Origin of the sequence: Microbacterium oleivorans, from assembly GCF_001644225.1 — a bacterium.
Taxonomy (GTDB): Bacteria; Actinomycetota; Actinomycetes; order Actinomycetales; family Microbacteriaceae; genus Microbacterium; species Microbacterium gawkjiense.
Genome location: NZ_LSTV01000005.1, coordinates 110534 through 132641 on the forward strand (window position 1 = coordinate 110534; position 22108 = coordinate 132641).

The window sequence follows — 22108 nt, forward strand, 5'->3', positions numbered from 1 at the left end:
TCGCTTAGGCTTTATGCCGTCCACACGCCGTGCCTTCCGGTCGATCGATCGGAGGCCGTCGGTCCTGCGAACTCGTCTGCCCGGGGGGAGTCAGAACGATCATGAAGTCCTTCGCCTGGCTCCGTTCGCGGCCCCGCACGATGGCGTCGATCGGCGCCGTGACCGCCGCCGTGGTCGCCGTCGGTGTGCTCGCGCTCACCTACGACGGCGAGCCGACGACCGAGGTCGAACTGAACGACGGCGGCGTCTGGCTGACGAAGCAGACGAGCCTGCTGGTCGGGCACTTCAACAACGAGTCGCGCCTCCTCGACGGCGGCCTCCGCACGCTGTCGCAGGAGTACGACATCCAGCAGGCGGGCAACCGCGTCCTGGTCACGGACCAGGCGGAGAACACCGCCACGGCGATCGACCCGGCTCGTGTCGTGCTCTCCGACAAGGCCGATCTGCCCTCGAACGCCCAGGTCGTGCTGGGCGGCCCGACCGTCGCGACGATGGACGAGGGTGGAGCGCTGCGTGCCGCGCCCTTCACCTCGCTCGCCGCCGTCGGCAAGGAAGCCGGCGATCCGATCGCCGAGCTCGGCCGGGGCGCCGCCGTCACGGTCAGCACGGCGGGCCTCGTCTACGCCGTCTCCGCCGAGAAGGGCGCGCTGTACGCCTATGCGCCCGACGCGCAGGGCGTGTTCGTCCAGACCGCCGAGCGCGAACTCGAGGGCATCGAGAAGAACGACGAGCTGGCGATCACGTCCGTCGGCGGCGTGAGCGTCGTCCTCGACCGCACGTCCTCGACGCTGTACACGAGCGACGGCCTCGTCACCCAGGTGCCCGACGAGGCGATCCTGCAGCAGCCCTCGAACGTGACCGACACCGTCACGCTCGCCACTTCGTCCCAGCTGGTGCGCGTCCCGCTCGCGGGCGGCGACCCGGTCACGACGGATGCCGGTGACGGCGGCGCCCCCGCGCAGCCGGTTTACGTCGCGGGGTGCGCGTACGGGGCCTGGTCGGGCTCCGGCTCCTTCGTCCGCGACTGCGTCGGCGACGAGGACGACCTGACCAAGACGGTCGAGGGGATCGACCGCTCGAGCCAGCTCCGCTTCCGCGTGAACCGCGACGTCGTGGTCCTCAACGACATCTTCGGCGGGTCCGCCTGGATGGCCAGCGACGCCCTCCAGCAGGTCGACAACTGGGAGGACCTCACGCCCCCCGAGGGCGAGGGTGAGGAAGAGGAGGAGACGACGGAGGAGACGATCCAGTCGACGCTCCCCGAGCGGACCGAGGACAACACCCCGCCCGTGGCGGAGAACGACAGCTACGGCGTGCGCCCGGGCCGCACGACGGTTCTCCCCGTGCTGGAGAACGACCTCGACGCGGACGGCGATGTGCTCGTCGCGAGCGTCGTGAACAAGCCCTCGATCGGCGAGGTCACGCCGATCTACAACGGCACCGCCCTGCAGATCGAGTTGCCGGAGGATGCGAGCGGGACGACATCGTTCACCTACGAGGTCGACGACGGCCGGACAGGCACGGACACCGCCCGTGTGAGCCTCACCGTCCGCCCGCTCAGCGAGAACTCGCCGCCAGTCCAGAAACGCAAGACGGCGATCACCGTCGAGACCGGTGGTGTCGTCTCGTACAACGTTCTGAGCGACTGGATCGACCCGGACGGCGACGACATCTTCTTGTCGTCGGTCACCCCCGACGGCGGGGACGAGGCCGAATTCACCTCGGACGGTCAGATCACCTACCGCGCGATCGGCGGGTTGCAGGGCCGCAAGGACGTTCCCATCGCGGTTTCGGACGGCAACGAAGACGGCGCCGGCGTCGCACGGTACGACATCCGTCCGCTCGGGACGACGCTGCCGGTCACGAACGCCGACCACGTCGTGACCCGCCCCGATCGCCCCGTCACCGTGCGGCCCCTCAGCAACGACACCAGCACCGGCAGCGAACAGCTCCGACTCACGCGCGTGGACGACGTCGAGGGCGGAACCGTCTCGCGGGACTACCCCGACAAGTCGTTCACGTTCCAGTCCGGCACGACCGGGACCTACTACGCGACGTACCTCGCCTCCGCCGGTGCGAACTCGGCTCCGGGCATCGTGCGCATCGACGTCCTCCCCGAAGAGGATGCCGACGTCGCACCCATCGCGGTGCGCGACGTCGCGCTGCTCCCGACCGGCGGGGACGTGCTGGTCAACGTGCTGGGCAACGACACGGACCCGGCTGGCGGCATCCTGGTCGTCCAGTCCGTGACGGTCGGGGCCGACAGCGGCCTCACCGCCGCCGTCCTCGGTCACGAGACGATCCGGGTCAGCGACCAGTCCGCGCTCGACCAGCAGGTCCGAATCCAGTACCGGATCTCCAACGGCTCGCAGTCGGTCGACGGCGAGATCATCGTCATCCCCGTCCCGGCACCCGAGAAGCTCAAGCCCCCGACCGCACTCGACGACGAGGCCGTCGTGCGGGTCGGCGACGTCGTCACCATCCCCGTGATGGACAACGACTACCACCCCAACGGCGACGAGATCCACATCTCGCCCGAGCTGGTACCGCCCCTGGTCGACGAGGCTGACGGCGACCTGTTCGTGTCCGAGGACACCCTGCGCTTCCGCGCCGGCACCGAGCCCAAGACGGTCAACGCGACCTACGAGGTCGAGGACTCGACCGGACAGCGGGATGCCGGTTACGTCACCATCCGCATCCTGCCTCGCGACGACGAGGCCAACGCGGCACCCCGGCCGCGCGATGTCACGATTCGAGCCCTAAGCGGCTCTGGTGTCCAGGTGCCGATCGATCTCAACGGAATCGACGCAGACGGCGACTCCGTCGAGCTGGTGGGGCTCGCGTCCGCCCCGGCGAAGGGGACGGTCACGGCCATCGAGGCGGATTCGTTCACTTACACCGCCTTCGAGGACTCGGTCGGCGTCGACCGCTTCCGCTACCGCGTCCGCGACAACCTCGGCAAGGAGGCGACGGGACTCGTCGAGGTCGGCATCGCCCCGGCGGAGTCGACCAATCAGGCGCCGTACGCCGTGCGCGACACCATCACGATGCGACCGAGCAGGACTGTCGCAGTCGACGTGCTGCAGAACGACTCCGACCCCGACGGCGACGACTTCGGGTTCGCCGAGGACGCCGTCGAGCTTCCCGACGTCCCCGGACTGGACGCCGAGGTCTCAGGTCAGCAACTGCTGATCACCTCCCCCGCCGAGCCGATGCAGACGAGTGTGCTCTACTCGATCGCCGACGAGCGCGGACTCGAAGCGAAGGCGTCCGTCCAGATCACGGTCGACCCCGACGTCCCGCTGTCGCGCCCGATCGCGCGCGACGACCGCGTCCTTGCCGAGGACGTGGAGGAGGACGGCACCGTCGTCATCGACGTCCTCGAGAACGACGACGATCCCGACGGCACCCGGTCGGCCCTCGAGGTCTCGCTCGGTGAGGGCGGCGAAAACGCCCGCGTCTCGTCGGACGGCCAGGTGAGCCTGACCGTCGGCGACGAGCGCCAGCTGATCACCTATCTCGTCACGGACGAGGACGACCAGGTCGCTGCGGCCTTCATCCGCGTCCCGGCACTCGCCGACCTCCCGCCCACCCTCATCTCCACCGAGGGCATCACTGTCAAGAGCGGTGAGACGGTCGAGCTGCCGTTGTCCGAGTACGTCCGGGCATCGGGCGGCCGCAACGTCGTCATCACGGAGGCCGAGAAGGTCTCCGCCTCGCACAGCAACGGCGCCAACCTCGTGCAGGACGAGCGCACGCTCGTCTACACGTCGGCCGAGCGGTACTTCGGTTCGGACGCGCTGACGTTCGAGGTGACCGACGGAAGTGGACCAGACGACGAGGACGGCCGCAAGGCGACCCTGACGATCCCGATCACAGTGACCCCGCCCGACAACGAGCAGCCCACGATGGTCGGTGCCGCCCTGAACGTCGCCCCGGGCGAAGACCCGGCGACCCTCGGTCTCCGCGAACTGGTCACCGACCCCGATCCGGGCGACCTCGACAACCTCACCTTCTCGCTCGGGTCCGACGCGCCGGCGGGGACGACGGCTCGGATCGAGGGCGACACCCTCTCGGTCAGCGCCGCCGCCGACACGGCGAAGGGCACCGCTTTCCCCTTGACCGTCCGGGTCACCGACAACCAGACCGACCCCGTCGAAGCGACGATCCAGGTGACCGTGACGGCATCGACCCGGGAGCTCGCCTCGCTCAACGACGACGTGATCCCGCAGGCGGACCAGGGCGAGACGATCCCCGTCGACGTCCTCGCCAACGACGTCAACCCGTTCCCGGAGACGCCGCTGCGACTCGTGTCGGCGAACATCGAGACCGGCCAGGGCCGCGCCGTGATCAACGGGGACCGTGTCGACGTCACGACACCCGCGGACTTCGTCGGCAACGTGGTGGTGCGCTACCGGGTGCTGGACGCCACGGAGGACGCCGACCGGGCCGTCGAAGGGCGCATCCGCATCACCGTCCAGGGACGCCCGGATGCCCCGGGCAAGCCGACGGTCACTGCGGTGGAGAGCCGGACGGTGGTCCTCAGCTGGACGCCGCCGGTCGACAATGGGCGCCGGATCGAGTGGTACACCGTCCGATCGACAGCGGGTGGATACACCCGCGAGTGCCCGTCGACGACGTGCACGCTGGACGGCCTGACCAACAATGTCGAGTACAACTTCGTCGTGACCGCGACGAACAGCGTCGGCGAGTCCGATCCGTCGGTGCCGTCGGAGACTGCGCGCCCCGACGTGCGCCCTGACCAGCCGGCCCCGCCGACGCTGACCTTCGGCGACCGGAGTCTCGACATCGCGTGGAAGACGCCGCGCACCGAGGGTTCGCCGGTGGAGAGCTACACCCTCGAGATCTCCCCCGCGCCGCCGTCGGGCGTCGCGCAGAAGACCGGCCTCACGGGAAACACGCACCGTTGGGAGGGCCTGCAGAACGGCACCGAGTACCAGGTGCGCGTCCGCGCCCACAACCGCGCGCCCGAGCCGTCGGACTTCTCGCAGTGGTCCGCGGGTGAGATCCCGGCGGCCCCGCCTGCGGCGCCCGGTGCGCCCAGCGTGGCCCGGCTCGAGCCGGTGGGCAACCGTGCGCAGATGCGCGTGACGTGGAACCAGCCCGCCGACAACGGCGACGCGATCGACGGATACGAGCTCCGCGTGATCCGCGGCGGCAACGTCGTCGACACGATCGCCGTGCCCGCCGGGCAGACCAGCCAGGCCGTCGTCGTCGACACGTCGCAGTCCGATTACACCTACGACGTCCGCGCGCAGAACAAGGCGGGCTGGGGCGAGCGGAGTCCGCAGTCGGCCCCGCGTCGCGCCTTCACCCCGCCCGGAGCGCCTACGAACGTCGTCGCGCGCGAGGGCGACAACCAGGTCACCGTGGAATGGCAGCCGGGAGCGTCCAACGGGGCCAACGCGAACGAGATCCAGTATCAGTACAGCGTCAACGGCAACGCCTGGCGTTCGGACTGGGTCCGCGGCGGCGGGTCGGGCACGTCGGGCACGATCGGCAACGGCCGCGTCGACAACAACGGCGCCTACACGATCCGGATTCGTGCGGTGGCCACCGCCGACGGCACGACGTACGAGGGGCCTGCCTCGGCGGCATCCAACCAGGTGCGGCCGTACGGCCAGATCGGCAACCCGACGGCCAAGGCGACCCGGACCAATGAGCGCCAGATCACCATGGAATGGAGCTCGCCGGCAGAGAACGGTCGTCCCGTCACGACGGAGATCCGCACCGGTGACGGGCGCGGGTGGCGTCAGGTCGCCGCGTCGGGCTCCGAGACCTACAGCGGGCTGAACTACAGCGAGACCCGCACGATCGAGGTGCGCACGAGCGCCGAGGGCAGCCAGACCACGACGGCGGAGGACAGCGCGACGACGGCCGCACCTCCGCCGCCGCCGGACCCGCGCGCCCGCGTGAGCCGCGGCTCGAGCGCCAGCGGTCAGCCTGGCTGCAGCGGCTCGGCGTGCGCCTACTTCAAGGTCACGACATCCGACTTCCCGGCCGGGAACTACCGCTACGAGTGTTGGGGCGTAGGGCGGAACGGTGCCTCGAAGTTCAACAACTACGAGGGGCCCGTTTACTTCCCGGCGAACAACTCGGTGCAGCTGGAGTGCTATTGGGGCTTCCCGGGGGCCGACGTCTGGGTAGTGCTGAACGGCAAGAGGTACGAGACGAGCCAATGGTGACCCCCTCCGAGAGCAAGGACTGAACGAATGAGCATGACCCCCGAACAGGCGGCCTGGTTCCGCGACACGTTCACGCGTCTCGTCGACAACGTCGACCAGGCGCTGATGGGCAAGCGCGAGGTCGTCGGCCTCGTCCTCGCGGCGATGCTCGCCGAGGGCCACGTGCTCCTCGAGGACGCGCCCGGTACCGGCAAGACCAGCCTCGCGAAGGCGCTCGCCGCCAGCGTGCAGGGCACGTCCACCCGCATCCAGTTCACGCCCGACCTGCTGCCCTCCGACGTGACGGGTGTCACGATCTACGACCAGCAGAACCACAAGTTCGAGTTCCACAAGGGACCCGTCTTCGCGTCGATCGTGCTCGCGGACGAGATCAACCGCGCGTCGCCCAAGACGCAGTCGGCGCTCCTCGAGGTGATGGAGGAGTCGCGGGTCACCGTCGACGGCGTGCCGCACGAGGTCGGCCGTCCGTTCCTCGTCATCGCGACGCAGAACCCCATCGAGCAGGCGGGCACCTACAAGCTGCCCGAGGCGCAGCTCGACCGCTTCATGATCAAGACCTCGATCGGCTACCCGTCGCTCGCCGTCGCCGAGCGGATCCTCGCCGGCGAGGTCGACCGCAACCCGTCCGGCAAGCTGAGCCCCGTCATCACGACCAAGGCCGTCGCCGACATGGCCGACCTGGCGGCATCCGTCCATGTCGACCCCGCCGTCGCGCGGTACGCCGCCCAGCTCGTCGAGGCGACCCGCGAGTCGGATGCCACGAAGCTCGGCGTCTCGGTGCGCGGCGCGATCTCGATGATGCGGATCGCGCGTGTCGTCGCGGCATCCCAGGGACGTCACTACGTCATCCCCGACGACGTCAAGGCGCTCGCTGCACCCGTCTGGACCCACCGTCTCGTCCTCGACCCCGAGGCCGAGTTCGCCGGCACGACCTCGGAGTCGGTCATCGAGCGTGCGCTCGGGCAGGTCGAGGCACCCCTCGCGAGGGCGTCGGCCTGATGACGATGACGCCGGAGACGGTGGCCGCGGCGCCCGACGCGCCCGGCCCCTCCGGCGTGCCCGCAGACGCCCCGGACGAGACCACCGACGCGCCCCAGCTCGCCCCGCGTCAGGCGACGCGGTGGGAGAAGGTCCGGGAGGATGCCGGGGTGTGGGCGCGCCGCGCCGGGGCACGCATCGCGGTCATCGCAGATGTGATCCAGGTCACCGGCTGGGTGGTCATCGCGGCCGCGGTCGTCCTGTGGATCACCGCGTTCGCCCTCGGATGGCAGGAGGCGTTCGTCGCCGCGGTGGTGGCCACGATCCTCGCGCTGATCTGCGCCGTCTTCCTCTTCGGCCGCACCGCCTACGACGTCGACCTCGACCTCACCCGCACCCGCGTCGTCGTGGGGGAGCGCGCCGTCGGCGCACTGACCCTCGCGAACCGCACCTCGCGGTCGCTGCTCCCGTCGGAGGTCGTCCTGCCCGTCGGCGCCGGCCGCGGTCTGTTCCAGGTCCCGCGCCTGGCCGCGGGCGCCGAGCACGAGGAGCTCTTCGCCATCCCCACGACCGCCCGCGGCGTGCTCGCGGTCGGACCCGTCAGCGTGCTCCGCGGCGACCCGTTGGGCCTGTTCGAGCGCACCCACGATCGCCGGCAGGCCGTCGACCTGTTCGTCCACCCCCGCACGCTGCCGCTCGAAGGCCTGTCACTCGGCCAGATGCGCGACCTCGAGGGCCTACCCAACCAGCACCTCGCGCGCGACGACGTGTCGTTCCACGCGCTGCGTGACTACCAGCCCGGCGACGACCTGCGCCACGTGCACTGGAAGTCGACGGCGCGCACCGGCACCCTGATGGTCCGCGAGTACGAGCAGACCCGGCGCTCCCACTTCGTCGTCGCCCTCTCCACCCACCCCGGCGAGTACCGCGACCCTGAGGAGTTCGAGACCGCGATCTCGGTCGCCGGCTCGATCGGCCTGCGCGCGCTGCGCGACTCCCGCACCCTCGACGTCCGCACCTCGGCGGGCAAGATCCGCGCCGAGACCGGACGCCGCTACCTCGACTCCCTCGCCGCCATCGAGCCCGGCAAGCCCCGCGAGGGCGGGATCGTCGCGCTCGCCGGCATCCTGGCCGCGCATTCCCCGGATGCCGCCGTGGCCGTCCTCATCTGCGGGTCCACGGTCGACGCGGGGCAGCTCCGGCTCGCCTGCTCGCGCGTGCCGTTCGGTGTGCGCACGCTCGCGATCATCGCTGACAGCCGCCTCGACGCCCCGGCCCTGCGCCGCGTGGGCGACGCGGACGTCGTGGCCCTGGGCGAGCTCGACCAGCTCCCGAACGCGATCCGCAAGGTCCTGTCGTGAACCGGCTGCGCTTCCTCCTGCTCCCCGGGTCGACGTGGCGTCGCCTCGTCGCCGACGTCGGCGCGGTCGTCCTCCTCCTCGCCGTCGGCATCGTCGGCTTCGCGGCGACGTTCGAGGGTGCGACCTACCTCGTCGCCGCCATCGGCGCCCTCGTCGTCGGCATCGCCCTCGCGTGGGTCGGCGCGAGATGGCGCTGGGGGGTGCTGACCCTCGCGGGCGCGACCGTCGCCGTGTACTTCCTGCTCGGCGGCGCGCTGGCCCTGCCCGCCACGACGTTCCTCGGCGTCATCCCGACCCTCGAGACGTGGCGTCAGCTCGCGGTCGGCATCGTGACGGCGTGGAAGGACCTGCTGACCACGGTGCCCCCCGTCGCGCCCGACGACGGCCACCTGATCGTCCCGTTCCTCATGACGCTCGTGGCATCGGTGCTGACCGCATCGCTCGCGCTGCGGCTGCGTCGGCCCGCGTGGGCGCTGATCCCGGCATCCGCCTTCATCGCCGGCGAGATCCTGCTCGGCACGGCGCAGACCGTCGCCCCGATCGTGCAGGGTGCCCTGTTCGTCATCGTCGCCGTCGTCTGGTTGGCGCTGCGCACCCTGTGGAGCCCGGAGCGCACCGCGGTCGAGGCCGCGATCCCCGGGGCGGATGCCTCGCGTGCCGCACGCCTGCGCCGCCTCGTCTCGGGCGGGGTCGTCGTCGCCCTCGCGACCGGAGCGGGGGCGGCCGTCGCGGCGACCGCCGCCCCGCCCACGCAGCGCTACATCCTGCGCGACTTCGTCGTGCCGCCCTTCGACATCCACGACTACGCGAGCCCCCTGCAGTCCTGGCGCGGGTACGTCCGCGACTTCGAGACCGAACCCCTGTTCACCCTGAGCGGCCTCCCCGACGACGCTCGCGTTCGGCTGGCGACGATGGACGCCTACGACGGCATCGTCTACAACGTCGCCGAGGACGGCGCGGGCTCGTCGAGCGCCTTCACCCCCGTCCGGTCCAACATGTCGCCGCAGGCGAAGGGCGACGACGCGACCGTGCGCGTCGACATCGAGAACCTCGACGGCGTCTGGCTGCCGTCGGTCGGTTCCGCCCACGAGATCACCTTCGCCGGTGACCGGGCGAACGACCTGCGCCGCGGTGCGCACTTCAACGACGGCACCGGCACCGCCGTCGTCACCTCCGGGGTCCACTCCGGCGACCAGTACACGATCGACACGACTGTGCCTGTGGAGCCGACGGACGAGCAACTCGCCGACCAGCAGTTCGCCCCGCTGAAGATGCCGCGGCAGACCGGCATTCCCCAGTCCCTCAGCGAACTCGCCTCGGACGCCACGGAAGAAGCCGAGACCCCGATCGAACGGGCGCGCGCGCTCGAGAGCTACCTGCAGAGCGAGGGCTACTTCAGCCACGGTCTGGCCGACGACGTCTACTCGCCCTCGGGTCACGGCGCCGCACGGATCACGATGCTCGTCTCGAACGAGCAGATGGTCGGCGACGACGAGCAGTACGCGGTGACGATGGCGCTCATGGCCCTGCAGCTCGGGATGCCCGCGCGGGTGGTCATGGGCTGGTACCCCGACGAGGGCGAGCAGGACGGGAGCGGGGTCTTCACCGCCACCGGCGACAACATGCACGCCTGGGTCGAGATCGCGTTCGAGGATGCCGGATGGGTGACCTTCGATCCGACCCCCGACGAGGACAACGAGCCGAGCCAGCAGAACACGAAGCCGCGCGCCAACCCGAAGCCGCAGGTCCTGCAGCCGCCGCCGCCCGCGCAGGAGCCGGCGGAGTTGCCGCCGGCGCTCGCCGAGGAGCGCGACCAGGACGAGGAGGAGCCTCCGGGGCTCGACTGGCTCGGACCGGTGCTCCTGTGGACCGGGATCGGTCTGGGCACCCTCCTGCTGCTGCTGTCGCCGTTCCTCGTGATCGGCGGAGTGAAGGCCGCCCGCCGTACCCGCCGCCTGCGCGCCGAGCGCACCGCCGACCGGGTGTCGGGCGGGTGGGACGAGCTCGTCGACCGCGCCGTGGACTACCGCGTCGCGGTGCCGCCGGGGTCCACGCGCGCCGAGAGCGCCCGCGCCGTGGGGGAGACCTTCGACGGTCCCCGCGTCGCGACCCTCGCCCAGCGCGCCGACGCCGAGGTGTACGGCCCCGGCGACCCCACGCCGGAGGACGTCGACGCGTTCTGGCGCGAGGTCGACGAGATCGTCGCGGGCATGGCGGGCGGTGCCACGTTCTGGCAGCGGCTGCGCGCCCGCCTGAGTCTGCGGTCGCTGCGACGGGGTGGGATCCGGCGAACGGCGCGACGGCCATGACCGCCCGCGTGCCCGCGACGATGCGCCACCGCATCCTCGCCGTCGTCATCGACTCCGCGATCGCGGCCGCCGTGAACGGGGTCGCCGTCGGCATCGTGGTCGCCCTGTCGATGGTGACCGCGGTCCCGATCCTCTGGCTGCTGCCCGTGCTCGCCGTCGTCAGCACGGCCTGGTTCCTCGTTTACACCGCGATGCAGGGCGGTCGCGGCTCCCTCGGCATGCGCTTCACGGGGGTCCGGTTGGCCCACGCCTCCGACGACGCCGAACTCGGATTCGGGCGCGCGCTCGGTCGCAACCTCCTCTGGGGCCTCACGGCGAGCGTCGTCGTCGGGTTCTTCTCGCCGCTGTTCGACTCCTCGCGCTGGCGGCGCGGGTGGCACGACCTCGCCTCGGGCGCGGTCGTCGTCGACGCGGCACCCGCCCCGCGCCCGTCGGCCCCCGTCGAGCAGTCCCCGACGGATGTGCGACCCGCGCCGCTTCCGGCGCCCGCTCCGGCGGTGCTCGCGGCCGCGGTGCCGCCCGCCCCCGCGGGCGCCGTCCAGCCCGTCGCCGCGCCGGCATCAGGCCCTCTGCCGCCGCCCTCGTGGGCCCCGGCATCCGTCCCTGCGAACCGTCGCATCCCGCGCACCCTCCCCGTCGACGTGATCTCGACCGTCCCCGGGGGCCCGCACCGCGACGGCCGGCCCGCGACGGCCGAGCGGGTCGCGCCCCCGGTGATCGCGATCCTCGGGTGGGATGACGGCACCCGGCACACCGTCTACGAGCCCACCCTGTTCGGCCGCGGCCCCGGTCAGCAGCCGGGACGGCGCAGCACCGCGGTGCGCGACGAGACGCTCTCGCTGTCGAAGACGCACTTCGAGATCGGCGCCGACGACGAGGGCACGTGGGTCGTCGACCGGCATTCCCTCAACGGGGTGGTCATCGTGCGGGGCGGTCAGCCGCAGCGCCTCATGCCCGGGCGTCGGGCGCGCGTGTGGTCGGGCGACGTCCTCGAACTCGGCGACCGGCGGCTCACGGTGGAGAGCGCCCGGTGACGGCGATCGACGTCCGCGTCGGAGCGGCGACCCACCCGGGGCTGCGTCGCCGCGTCAACGAGGACGCGCACCTCGCGGAGTACCCCCTTTTCCTCGTCGCCGACGGCATGGGCGGCCACGACGCCGGCGCCGCCGCGAGTGGAGCGGTCGTCGCCGCGTTCCGCGCCCTCGTCGGGTGGGACTCCGTCGGCATCGAGGGGATGCGGGCCACCCTGTCGCGTGCCCGCGTCGCCGTCGAGCGCATCGGGTATGCGGGGCGCGCGGCGGGCACGACGCTCAGCGGTGTCGGGGTCACCGAGGTCGGCGGACACGGCTACTGGCTCGCGGTCAACGTGGGCGATTCGCGCACGTACCGCTTCGCGGACGGCGAGCTCGAGCAGATCAGCGTGGACCACTCCGTCGTGCAGGAGCTCATCGACGCGGGCGAACTGACCGGCGACGCCGCCGGTCGTGATTCGCGCCGCAACGAGATCACGCGCGCGATCGGCGGCGGCAGCGGCGGCGAGGCGGACTTCTGGCTGCTCGCGGCCGAGGCGGGGGACCGCATCCTGGTGTGCTCGGACGGTCTCTCGGGCGAGGTGCCCGAAGAGCGCATCGCCGGCATCCTGCGCGACGTCATCGATCCCCAGGATGCCGCGACCCGCCTCGTCCACGAGGCGATGCTGCACGGCGGACGCGACAACATCACGGCCGTCGTGGTCGATGCCGTGCGCGTCGCGGGGCAGGATGAGGGGGACACGGCGCCGGCTTTCGAGTCGTCGGACGCCGATGAGGACACACGGCCGCGTGCAGCGGCAGGAGGAGACGCCTGATGCGCGCAGTGCGGTATCGGCCCGACGGCAATGCCGAGGCGTGGCGTGCGGCGGTGACCGGGTCGGCGCTCGCCGTGCTGCCCCCCGCGGTCACGCCGCACGCCGTCGAGGGCGTGTGGCGCCGTCTCGAGGGCGGCGGCATCGGCGCCGTGCTCGACTCGCTCACCGGCGCATTCGGCACCTCGCTCGCCGCGATCCCGCCGTTCGGGCTCGCGGTGGCCGAGGGCGACGGCGTCCGCGTCGCAGTGCGCGGCCCCGTCTCGCTCGTCGTCGAGACGGCGGACGGCGTCGAGGAGGTTTCGGGAGTGGGCGTCGCGACCTGGACCGAGCGGTTCCTGCCGCGTGCCGTCCGGGTGAGCGTCGACATCGGCGCGGGATCGGATGTCGACCTGCTGCCCATCGAGTCGGGTGTCGTCCTCGCCGCCCAGATCGTCTTCGACCTCGTCGCGCGCGACGCCGCACCGGCGGCCGCGCCCGTCGAGGCCCCCGCGTCGCCGGTGGCCGAGCCTGCGGAGGAGGCGCCGCCGGCGGTGGACGTGCCCGAGGCGGACGTCGCGGAGTCGCATGCCGCGGAGCCGGAAGCGCGGGAGTCGGATGCCGCGGAACAGGAAGCCGCAGCGCCGGAGCCCGCGGAGCCGCACCCCGCGGAGCCGGACCACGACGCCGTGGCCGAGGACGTCGGCGAGACCATCGCCTCCTCGCGCACGCTCGCGAAGGACTCCTCGCCCGCGTCGCCGGCCGCTCCCGGGCTGGTGACCGGGGTTCCTCCCGTGCACACGCTCGGCGGGTCGCCGGTGTCGATCCCCGGCATCCCCGAGGCGACCCGCGCGCCCGACGGGGGCGAGACCATCGCCGGCATCGACGAGGACCCCGTACTCGGGGCGACCATCGCGAGCCCGCGCACCGCCGCGCAGGGGACCGCGCCGGTGCCCGCGCTGCCGCCGTTCGTGCCGCCCCACCTGCCCGCCCCGCCGCTGCCCGGCGCCGCCGAGCTCGGCGATCACGACGGCGCGACGGTGTCGGTCGCCGAAGCCCGCGCGATGCGCGCGGCATCCGCCTTCGACTCGATCGAGGACGTCCCGCCGCGCAGTCCGTCGCGCGGGCGCATCCGCCTCGCCGACGGGCGGGTCATCGAGCTTGAGCGCACGGTCATCGTCGGTCGACGCCCGCGCTCGACCCGCCCCGCCGAGAACGAGCTGCCCACGCTCGTCGCGGTCGACGGACCGCAGCACGACATCTCGCGCAACCACGTCGAGATCCGCGCCGAGGGTGAGCACGTGCTCGCCGTCGACCTGGCGAGCACCAACGGCACCGTCCTGCTGCGCGGCGGACACGACCCCGTGCGGCTGCACCCGAACGAGCCGACCATGGTCATCGACGCCGACGTGCTCGACCTGGGCGACGGTGTCACGCTGACCTTCGAGGATCTGCCATGAGTGCGAAGCGCGCTCCCGCCGCGCCGCCGCAGCTCCCCGGTTTCTCGTACGTCCAGGTCCTCGGCTCCGGCGGCTTCGCCGACGTGTACCTGTACGAGCAGGCCCTGCCGCGCCGCCGCGTGGCGGTGAAGGTGCTCCTCGCCGAGAAGATGACCAGCGGTGCCGTCGAGCAGTTCCAAGCCGAGGCGAACGTCATGGCGATGCTCTCGACGCATCCCGCCATTGTCACGATCTACCAGGCCGGAGTGGCCGACGACGGCCGGTCGTACCTCGTCATGGAGTACTGCTCCAAGCCGAATCTGCAGGTGCGCGCCCGCTCGGCGCCCATCTCGGTCGCCGAGGCGCTGCGTGTCGGCATCCAGGTGGCCGCCGCGGTCGAGACGGCCCACCGCGCCGGCATCCTGCACCGCGACATCAAGCCCGCGAACATCCTGGTCACCGAGTACAACCGCCCCGCTCTGACCGACTTCGGCATCGCAACGACCGCCGATGGCCGCGATCCTTCGGCGGGGATGTCGATCCCGTGGTCGCCGCCGGAATCCTTCGCCGACAACCCCGAGTTCACGGTGCAGTCCGACGTGTGGGCGCTGGGCGCCACTGTCTTCAACCTGCTCGCCGGCCGCTCGCCCTTCGAGGTGCCCGGCGGTCGCAACGGCGGCGCCGACCTGATCCGCCGGATCGAATCCGAGCCGCTGGCGCGGCTGGAGCGACCCGACGCGCCCGCGTCGCTCTTCCAGGTGCTCGAGCGGTCGATGGCCAAGCGCCCGGTGGACCGGTTCGAGTCGGCCGTGGCCTTCGCCCGCGCGCTGCAGAAGGTGCAGATCGAGCTCGCGCACTCGGTCACCCCGATCGACATCCTCGACGATGCGCCGCCCGTCGAGGAGCAGGAGGAGGACGGCGAGCTCACGCGCGTGCGGGGCATCGTCAGCATCGATCCGCACACCGCTCCGGCCGCGGGCCCCACGTGGGAGCGTTCGGCTCTCGCCGCCGGTTTCGGGACGGGCCCCGACGCGGCGGTCCAGCGCGACACCTCGGGTTGGGCGCCCGGTGGCGCGCCCGCCGACACGGGAGCGGACGCCACCGTGCTGCGCCCGCCGACCGCCATCCCGCCGGCCGCGCCGGTGACGAGCGAGGTCGACGAGGGCACGATGTTGCGTGCCCCTCAGCGCACAGCGGCCACCCCCGCGGCGACGGGACCCGCGCCCGCGACTGACACGACCGCGCCGCCGGCGCGCTCGCGCAAGGGGCTGTGGATCGGCCTCATCGCGGCGGCCGTCGTCGCGGTCGTCGTGGTCGGTGCGGTCCTCGTCGCCTCGGCACTGGCGCCGCCCGCCGAGGTGGCGGACCCGCAGGAGACGGCGACGACCGCCCCCGAGCCGCAGGACCCGGTGGCGGACTTCATCGCCGCGCCGGAGAAGAGCGACAACACGATCCGAGGCGGCAAGGTGATCTTCCGCTGGGTCAACCCCGATCCGCAGGAGGGCGATACCTACGTCTGGCAGCGGGTGCGGCTCGACGGCGGCGAGGCGGCCGCCGAGAACGTCGCGGAGACGAGCGTCGTCGTTCCGCTCGACGGCGACACGCAGGTCTGCATCGACGTCAGCGTTCGGCGCGAGAACGGCGCGACGAGCGACGCGACGCGCCTCTGCGCCTCGTCCTGAGGGGGCGGATCAGCCCCGGTCGAGAACCTTCACGATCACAGACCGACGGCGCAGCTCCGCGATCGTCCGGGTCTCCTCGTGCGCGTCGCGCCCGAGCGCCTTCACGTCGGTGACGACGAGGACGTCCCCGGCGCCGAGGCGGCCGAAAAGTCGCGTGAGCCGGTCCTCCCACGTCTCGCCGGTCTCGGGGGCGGGATGCCGGAACCCGGCGATCGGCACCCCGAACTTCGCGAGTGCCTCGCGCTGCGCGACGATGCTCGGCATGTCGGGGCGCGAGACGACGAGACCGACGAGCCGGGATCCGGCGGGCAGGGCGAGCCACCACTCGGGGCTCGGATCGACCGCGGCGAGCCCCGGGGCATCCGTCATCGGGTCGTCGGGGATCGCGATGGTGCGCGACTCGGCGTAGTCGCCGGGTGTCGGCTGGTCGGCGTGTGCGTCCACGGTGATCTCCTCGCTCGCTCCCATTGTGTCCGATGACGGCGGTGCCGCGAATCCGAGCACGGTCGAGGCCGTCGCCGCAACCCGTTCCCCGCGCGGCATCGGCGGGCGTACCGTTCCGGCATGACCTTCAACCCGGATGCGGACGTACGGGGCTCGCGCGCGACCCGCCGCGGCGGCCGCGGCGCCGTGATCGCCGGCGGTGCCGGTGGCGCGGGAGCCGTCGTCGTGCTGCTGCTGTTCATGTTCACGGGGCAGGACTTCAGCGGATTCCTCGGCGGGGGCGGCGGGGGTGGCACGTCCCCCGACCAGGGCGTCGTGGAGAACTGCGAGAGCGGCGCGGACGCCAACGCGAACGACGACTGCCGCCTCGACGCCGGCGAAGAGGTCATCAACACGTACTGGCAGAGCGAGCTCGAGGGCTACGAGAAGCCGCAGCTCGTGCTCGTGGTGCAGCAGGCGCAGACGCCGTGCGGCACGGCATCCAATCAGACCGGTCCGTTCTACTGCCCGACCGATCGCACCGTCTACATCGATCCGACGTTCTGGAGCATCCTGCGCGGACAGCTCGGCGCCGAGGGCGGCGACCTCGCCCAGCTGTACGTGCTCGCCCACGAGTACGGGCACCACGTGCAGAACCTCCTCGGCGTCTTCGAGGAGTACCCGCGCGACGGCACCGGCGAGGACAGCAACGCCGTCCGCACCGAGCTCCAGGCCGACTGCTTCGCGGGCGCCTGGACCGCCGCCGCTCCCGACCAGAAGGATGCCGAGGGTCGGCCGTTCCTCCTCGAACCCACGCAGGCGCAGATCGACGGTGCGCTGAACGCGGCCGCCGCTGTCGGCGACGACCACATCCAGCAGCAGTCCGGGCAGGTGAATCCCGAGAGCTGGACGCACGGATCGAGCGAGCAGCGGCAGCGATGGTTCATGGCCGGGTACGAGGGCGGCAGCACCGCGTGCGACACGTTCGCGGTCCCGGCGGGGGAGCTCTGAGGACCGCCGGAAGCCCCGACTGCTAGACTGGGCGGGTTGCGGCATCCTTCCCTGGTGCCCCTCGCGTCGTAGAACGCATCATCCGCTGCCGATCCATCGATCGTCGCCGGCGACTCCTTCTCACGGCGAACCCGTCTGCGCACTCGCACCCGGGACACCGATCCGGGCGATCACGCCCGAGTTAGCTCTCTCATGACTGAACCCACGTTCGGCACGCTCGGCGTGCCCGCTCCCCTTATCGCCGCGCTCGCCGCGGAGGGCAAGACCAGCCCCTTCCCCATCCAGGTCGACACCCTGCCCGACACGCTCGCCGGGCGCGACGTCCTCGGCCGCGGCCGCACCGGCTCGGGCAAGACGCTCGCGTTCTCGATCCCGATGGTCGCGCGCCTCGGCCAGGGTCTCGCCGGTGGCACCCGTCGCCGCGGCCGCATCCTCGGTCTCGTCCTCGCTCCGACGCGCGAGCTCGCGACCCAGATCGACCGCACCCTCGCGCCGCTCGCCGCGGCCTACGGCATGAAGACCGCCACGGTCTTCGGCGGTGTGAACCAGAACCGTCAGGTCGAGGCCATCCGCGCCGGCGCCGACATCGTCGTGGCCTGCCCGGGCCGCCTCGAGGACCTCATGCAGCAGAAGCTCGTGAGCCTGGACGCCGTCGAGATCACCGTCATCGACGAGGCCGACCACATGGCCGACCTCGGCTTCCTGCCGGGCGTCACCCGCATCCTGAACGCGACTCCGCAGGGGGCGCAGCGCATGCTGTTCAGCGCCACGCTGGACAACGGCGTCGACAAGCTCGTGAGCCGCTTCCTGCAGAACGAGGTGCTGCACTCCGTCGACGAGGCGCACTCGCCCGTCGCCGCGATGACCCACCACGTCTTCCACGTGCCCGGCTCCGACGAGAAGAAGGAGCTCGTGCGCTTCCTCGCCTCGGGCACGGGCCGCCGCATCCTGTTCCTGCGCACCAAGCACGCCGCGAAGAAGCTCGCCAAGCAGCTGACGTCGCAGGGGATCCCCTCGGTCGACCTGCACGGCAACCTCTCGCAGCCGCAGCGCGACCGCAACCTCGCCGCCTTCTCGGCCGGCACCGCCCGCGTGCTCGTCGCGACCGACGTCGCCGCCCGCGGTGTGCACGTCGACAACGTCGAGCTCGTCGTCCACGTCGACCCGCCCATGGAGCACAAGGCGTACCTGCACCGCTCGGGTCGCACCGCCCGAGCCGGCGCCGAGGGCGCCGTCGTCACGATCGTCCTCCCCGAGCAGCGTCGCGACGTCGACCAGCTGCTGCGCAAGGCGTCCATCTCGGTCACGCCCGAGACCGTGACCGCGGCATCCGCGTCGGTCGTCGAGCTCGTCGGCGAGGTCGCCCCCCACGTCACGCCGGCCCCCGAGCAGCCGCAGGTCCGCGGTGGTGGGCAGAGCCAGGGCGTCAACGCGCAGCGCAAGCGCGCCGCCCGCGAGGGCCAGGGCGACCGCGGTCGCCAGGGCCAGGGCGGGGGCCGCGGGCGCGGTCAGGGTCGCAGCGCGGAGGCGGCGCGTCGCACCTCCGACGCGCCGCGTCGCGATGCTCAGCCCGCGCGCACGGCCGGTCACGGCCAGGCCGCTTCGCACGGCGCCCCGAAGGCCGCTCCGGCCGGCGGCGCGCGCCGCACCGGCCGTCGCGCCACCGGGGGCGGGTCGCTCACCGTCGGCTCGGTCGTCCGCCAGAACGGCGCCGGCCGCCGCGGCGGTCGCTGACCTCGAACGACCGAGAGCCGCATCCCGTCCACCGGGGTGCGGCTCTCGTCGTCCGTTCGGGTCGGACGTCCCTCAGCCCCCGGCATTCGTCGGCGGCTGGATCACGACGCCGGTGACGTCGATCGTCCGACCGGCGATGGCGGAGATGCGGAACACCGTCGCCTGGCGCGGCGTCGACACGTCGAGCGGCAGGATGACGACCTCGACGCGATGGTCGCCGACGGTCAGGATGCCGTGACCGGGTGCATCGACGAACAGCGAGTACGTGCGCGCCCGCATCGGCGGACCGCCGTCCACGGGGGTGCCGGGCTCGGGGGAGCGCGGGAAGATCCGCCGCACGGTCGGCTGCGGCCGGCCCGGGATCTGCCCGCTCTTCATCCGGAGCGGGAACAGAGCGATCACCTGTCCGACGAAGAGCTCGATGATGTCGTCGGGACCCGTCGAGGATGCAGCGTCGTCAGACGCTGCCATGCTCACGCCGACTCGGAACGGACGAGCTCGCGATCGGACGAGGCGACCTCGAGCGCGCGACGCAGCTGCGTGCTCGAGGTGTGGACGGTGTACGGGAAGTAGACGACTTCGACGCCGACCTTCGCGAATTCGCGCTCGAGACGGTCGCCCTTCTCGGTGCCGCGCCAATCGTCACCCTTGAAGAAGTGCGTGAAACCGACCTGCCGCCACACGTCGAGCTTGTTCGGCACCGTCTCGATGTGGACGTGGTCGACGAAGCGGATGCCGCGCACGATGTCGGCGCGCTCCGACGTCGGGATGAACGGATCGACACCCTTCACCTGGTGCAGCATCTCGTCGCTGACCACCCCCGCGATGAGCAGATCGCAGTTGTCCCTGGCATGCCGAAGGATGTTCAGGTGTCCCACATGGAACAGGTCGAACGCCCCCGCGGCGTAACCGATACGCACAGTCATAGCGAGCTCCCCAGCCAGCTAGATCGAGCCCCAACTCGAACCGGGCCCCCAAAGCCCGATGGGGGGAGACTACACCACGGTGGGGCGGGGCGTCACGACTCGTTCCGCGGCCGGTACTCGAGGTAACGGAATCCCGCGCCGCCCGCAGCCATCCCGATCCCGCGGGCCGCGAGTCTCGCGCCGCGGGCCCGGTGCACCGTCGAACGCACCACGGCGCCGAGGAGCCATCGGCCGGCGCCGGTGAGCGTGCGCGCCAGGCCGACGGCCAACCAGCGGAGGCGGCGTCGGAGGGTGCGGACGGAGCCGTCGGTCAGTGCGATGTCGCTGCGGGCGGTCGTGGTGCCGACTCGGAACGCGCGCCGGAGGACCCAGGACGGTGTCGCGCGGTCCGCCGGTACGTGATCGGTCACCACCGCGTGGGGAGCGGCCGCGATCCGCACGCCGGCTCGGGTGAGGGCGGACGTGAAGTGGATGTCCTCGCCGCCGGAGCGCCCGAACTCCTCGTCGAAACGGATGCCCGTCGTACGGAGCACGGACACATCGATCAGGAGATTGTTGGTCGGGGCCGCCGGCATCCGCTCGCCGTCCGCGAATCGGACGCGTCGGAAGAACCCGCCCGCCACGATCCAGGCGTCGGGAGTGACGTCGAACTCCGACTCGACGCGACCCGAGACCAGATCCGCGGTCCCCGCCGTCCACGGCGAAATCAGCGCCTGCAGCCATCCGGCGGCGGGGACCTCGTCGTCGTCGATGAAGACGAGGGCGTCGACACCTCTGGAGATCGCTTCGTCGATCGCGGTGTTCCGGACGGCGGCGAGACCGGGGCGCGGTTCGAGCCGGTAGTGCACCCCTGCTGCGTGAGCCGGTTCAGCGGCGCTCCCCGCCGGATCGTTGTCGATCACGATGACTTCTGCGCTCAGGGGCGCCACGTCCTCCCGCTGGTCGGCGAGGGTGGTCAGCAGCCGGGCGAGTCGATCGGGCCGGCGGTAGGACGGTACGGCGATGAGGACACGCTTCGACGCGCTCACGCGTGACCCCGCCGCGACCGGACCGCCCGGGCGTACGCCTCGCGGTGACGCGCACCGACGAGCGACCACCCGCGGTCGTCCAGATCCGGGCCGGTCGCCGGAAGGGCGTTCGTCGCTTCGGCGAACGCCGCCAGGGCGTCCGCCGTGAGGTCGCCCTCGAACATCGTCACCCATCCGTCGCCGACTTCGAGGGCCAGTGCCTCATTCACGTCGTTGCGGGGCACGAGGACGGGGCGATCGAGCGAGAGCGCCGCGAGGGCCGTGCCCGAGTTGTGCATGAATCGATACGGCAGCACGATCCCCGATACGGACATCACGGCGCGGGCGAAGTCGTCCTCCGACAGGTATCGCAGGTCGACGGAGATGCGGTCGTCCGGGGACGCCAGCTCACGGATCTCGTCGGCGAGCTGCGGCGTCGAGGGATTCCCCGAGACCCGGAGCGTCCAGTCACCGAGCCGGGATGCGGTCTCCCGGAACCGTTCGATGAGCGCTTCGACGCCCTTGTAGCGGCGCACGAGACCGACGAAACCGAGCGAGCGCGGCGCCGCCGGAACGGTCTCGAAACGGGCGAACCAGTCGCGATAGTGGCCGTGGGGAATGACGGCCGACGGGATGCCGGGGCGCACCGGCGTGGAGTCATTCAGGCGGATGTGGAAGTCCGCGCGACGGTCGATCCACCGCAACACGAAACGTTCCCAGCGCGAGTCCACGTCCGGAAGTTCGACGTTGTGCAGCGTCCGGACGATCGCGACACCGGTGAGTCGCAGTCGCGCGACGAGCACAGTGCCGAACAGTCGCCGGGCGACGCGTTTCACCGGCGTCGCTCCACCGAAAAGCGTCTCCGGCCAATGGAAATGCAGGACGTCGTACCGGCCGAGCAACGCGGTCCGACGGTCGAAACGCAGGTGCTCGAGCCCGGGTTCGGAGTCCAGCGCGGCATCCAGCATGTGGATGTAAGGATTGGACGTGAGTCGCGGTGCCCCGAAGGATTGCATCACGCGCAGGCTGTCACCGGTCGGCATAGCGGACAGTCTGGCAGGTCGTCGGGCAGCCTCCGCTCTGCGTGCTCGCCGCCTCCGCCATCGGCATCGAGAGGGACTGCGCCGGCGGACCCGCGAGACAACACCGGGATTGCGCGGCATACTGTCCGTGGGGATGGGCGCCTTCGGCGCCCGCGAATGTCGAGCTA

15 protein-coding genes are annotated in these 22108 nt (G+C 71.8%); 10 read left to right on the forward strand and 5 right to left on the reverse strand.

Annotation, left to right across the window (positions count from 1 at the left end):
* Window positions 1–101: 101 nt before the first annotated feature.
* From AYL44_RS12180 to AYL44_RS12215, 8 genes are read left to right on the forward strand one after another with little or no spacing between them, the layout of a single operon-like run.
* The gene (locus tag AYL44_RS12180) at window positions 102–6206 is read left to right on the forward strand and encodes an Ig-like domain-containing protein (RefSeq protein WP_064003568.1); all 6105 of its coding nucleotides are present in this window, start codon (window positions 102–104) and stop codon (window positions 6204–6206) included.
* A 27-nt stretch (window positions 6207–6233) separates the two neighbouring features.
* Window positions 6234–7205, forward strand: a complete 972-nt coding sequence (locus AYL44_RS12185) for an AAA family ATPase (protein WP_064003569.1) — start codon at window positions 6234–6236, stop codon at window positions 7203–7205.
* On the forward strand, window positions 7205–8545 hold the full coding sequence (locus AYL44_RS12190) for a DUF58 domain-containing protein (RefSeq protein ID WP_064003570.1): 1341 nt from the start codon (window positions 7205–7207) through the stop codon (window positions 8543–8545). The genes AYL44_RS12185 and AYL44_RS12190 overlap by 1 nt, the downstream gene beginning before the upstream one ends.
* Window positions 8542–10854 (forward strand): transglutaminase TgpA family protein, encoded by a 2313-nt coding sequence (locus tag AYL44_RS12195; RefSeq protein WP_064003571.1) that lies wholly within the window; start codon window positions 8542–8544, stop codon window positions 10852–10854. Before AYL44_RS12190 ends, AYL44_RS12195 begins: the two co-directional genes overlap by 4 nt.
* Window positions 10851–11888 (forward strand): RDD family protein, encoded by a 1038-nt coding sequence (locus AYL44_RS12200; protein ID WP_064003572.1) that lies wholly within the window; start codon window positions 10851–10853, stop codon window positions 11886–11888. Before AYL44_RS12195 ends, AYL44_RS12200 begins: the two co-directional genes overlap by 4 nt.
* Entirely contained in the window at window positions 11885–12700 is an 816-nt protein-coding gene (locus tag AYL44_RS12205) for a PP2C family protein-serine/threonine phosphatase (RefSeq protein ID WP_064003573.1), read from the forward strand. The genes AYL44_RS12200 and AYL44_RS12205 overlap by 4 nt, the downstream gene beginning before the upstream one ends.
* Window positions 12700–14136 (forward strand): FHA domain-containing protein, encoded by a 1437-nt coding sequence (locus tag AYL44_RS12210; RefSeq protein ID WP_064003574.1) that lies wholly within the window; start codon window positions 12700–12702, stop codon window positions 14134–14136. The genes AYL44_RS12205 and AYL44_RS12210 overlap by 1 nt, the downstream gene beginning before the upstream one ends.
* Window positions 14133–15797 (forward strand): serine/threonine-protein kinase, encoded by a 1665-nt coding sequence (locus tag AYL44_RS12215; RefSeq protein ID WP_064003575.1) that lies wholly within the window; start codon window positions 14133–14135, stop codon window positions 15795–15797. Before AYL44_RS12210 ends, AYL44_RS12215 begins: the two co-directional genes overlap by 4 nt.
* Before the next feature lie 9 nt (window positions 15798–15806).
* Here the strand turns inward: AYL44_RS12215 and AYL44_RS12220 are convergent, their stop codons facing one another.
* Window positions 15807–16241, reverse strand: a complete 435-nt coding sequence (locus AYL44_RS12220; RefSeq protein WP_064003946.1) for a recombinase family protein — start codon at window positions 16239–16241, stop codon at window positions 15807–15809.
* A 120-nt stretch (window positions 16242–16361) separates the two neighbouring features.
* Here AYL44_RS12220 and AYL44_RS12225 point away from each other — a divergent pair, with 120 nt between their 5' ends.
* Together AYL44_RS12225 and AYL44_RS12230 are read left to right on the forward strand one after the other, a co-directional pair.
* Window positions 16362–17231, forward strand: coding sequence for a neutral zinc metallopeptidase (locus AYL44_RS12225; RefSeq protein WP_064003576.1), 870 nt, complete (start codon window positions 16362–16364; stop codon window positions 17229–17231).
* A 192-nt stretch (window positions 17232–17423) separates the two neighbouring features.
* Window positions 17424–18965 carry a DEAD/DEAH box helicase gene (locus AYL44_RS12230; RefSeq protein ID WP_064003577.1) on the forward strand — a complete coding sequence of 514 codons (1542 nt, stop codon included), beginning with the start codon at window positions 17424–17426 and terminating at the stop codon, window positions 18963–18965.
* A 72-nt stretch (window positions 18966–19037) separates the two neighbouring features.
* On the opposite strand, the gene AYL44_RS12235 is transcribed toward AYL44_RS12230, so the two are convergent.
* From AYL44_RS12235 to AYL44_RS12250, 4 genes are all read right to left on the reverse strand, one after another.
* A complete protein-coding gene (locus AYL44_RS12235; RefSeq protein ID WP_064003578.1) occupies window positions 19038–19436 on the reverse strand; it encodes a hypothetical protein in 399 nt (132 codons plus the stop codon).
* Between the two features lie 2 nt (window positions 19437–19438).
* Window positions 19439–19891 (reverse strand): adenylyltransferase/cytidyltransferase family protein, encoded by a 453-nt coding sequence (locus AYL44_RS12240; RefSeq protein ID WP_064003579.1) that lies wholly within the window; start codon window positions 19889–19891, stop codon window positions 19439–19441.
* Between the two features lie 92 nt (window positions 19892–19983).
* On the reverse strand, window positions 19984–20919 hold the full coding sequence (locus AYL44_RS12245; RefSeq protein ID WP_197471654.1) for a glycosyltransferase family 2 protein: 936 nt from the start codon (window positions 20917–20919) through the stop codon (window positions 19984–19986).
* Window positions 20916–21941, reverse strand: coding sequence for a hypothetical protein (locus tag AYL44_RS12250; RefSeq protein WP_064003581.1), 1026 nt, complete (start codon window positions 21939–21941; stop codon window positions 20916–20918). The genes AYL44_RS12245 and AYL44_RS12250 overlap by 4 nt, the downstream gene beginning before the upstream one ends.
* Between the last annotated feature and the right edge of the window lie 167 nt (window positions 21942–22108).

What these genes read in the sequence shown, in the direction of transcription:
- AYL44_RS12210 (WP_064003574.1), top strand. Translation starts at nt 12,700, where the DNA reads ATGCGCGCAGTGCGGTATCGGCCCGACGGCAATGCCGAGGCGTGGCGT.
- AYL44_RS12190 (WP_064003570.1), top strand. Translation starts at nt 7,205, where the DNA reads ATGACGATGACGCCGGAGACGGTGGCCGCGGCGCCCGACGCGCCCGGC.
- AYL44_RS12240 (WP_064003579.1), bottom strand. Translation starts at nt 19,891, where the DNA reads ATGACTGTGCGTATCGGTTACGCCGCGGGGGCGTTCGACCTGTTCCAT.
- AYL44_RS12185 (WP_064003569.1), top strand. Translation starts at nt 6,234, where the DNA reads ATGAGCATGACCCCCGAACAGGCGGCCTGGTTCCGCGACACGTTCACG.
- AYL44_RS12225 (WP_064003576.1), top strand. Translation starts at nt 16,362, where the DNA reads ATGACCTTCAACCCGGATGCGGACGTACGGGGCTCGCGCGCGACCCGC.
- AYL44_RS12250 (WP_064003581.1), bottom strand. Translation starts at nt 21,941, where the DNA reads ATGCCGACCGGTGACAGCCTGCGCGTGATGCAATCCTTCGGGGCACCG.
- AYL44_RS12180 (WP_064003568.1), top strand. Translation starts at nt 102, where the DNA reads ATGAAGTCCTTCGCCTGGCTCCGTTCGCGGCCCCGCACGATGGCGTCG.
- AYL44_RS12235 (WP_064003578.1), bottom strand. Translation starts at nt 19,436, where the DNA reads ATGGCAGCGTCTGACGACGCTGCATCCTCGACGGGTCCCGACGACATC.
- AYL44_RS12230 (WP_064003577.1), top strand. Translation starts at nt 17,424, where the DNA reads ATGACTGAACCCACGTTCGGCACGCTCGGCGTGCCCGCTCCCCTTATC.
- AYL44_RS12200 (WP_064003572.1), top strand. Translation starts at nt 10,851, where the DNA reads ATGACCGCCCGCGTGCCCGCGACGATGCGCCACCGCATCCTCGCCGTC.
- AYL44_RS12215 (WP_064003575.1), top strand. Translation starts at nt 14,133, where the DNA reads ATGAGTGCGAAGCGCGCTCCCGCCGCGCCGCCGCAGCTCCCCGGTTTC.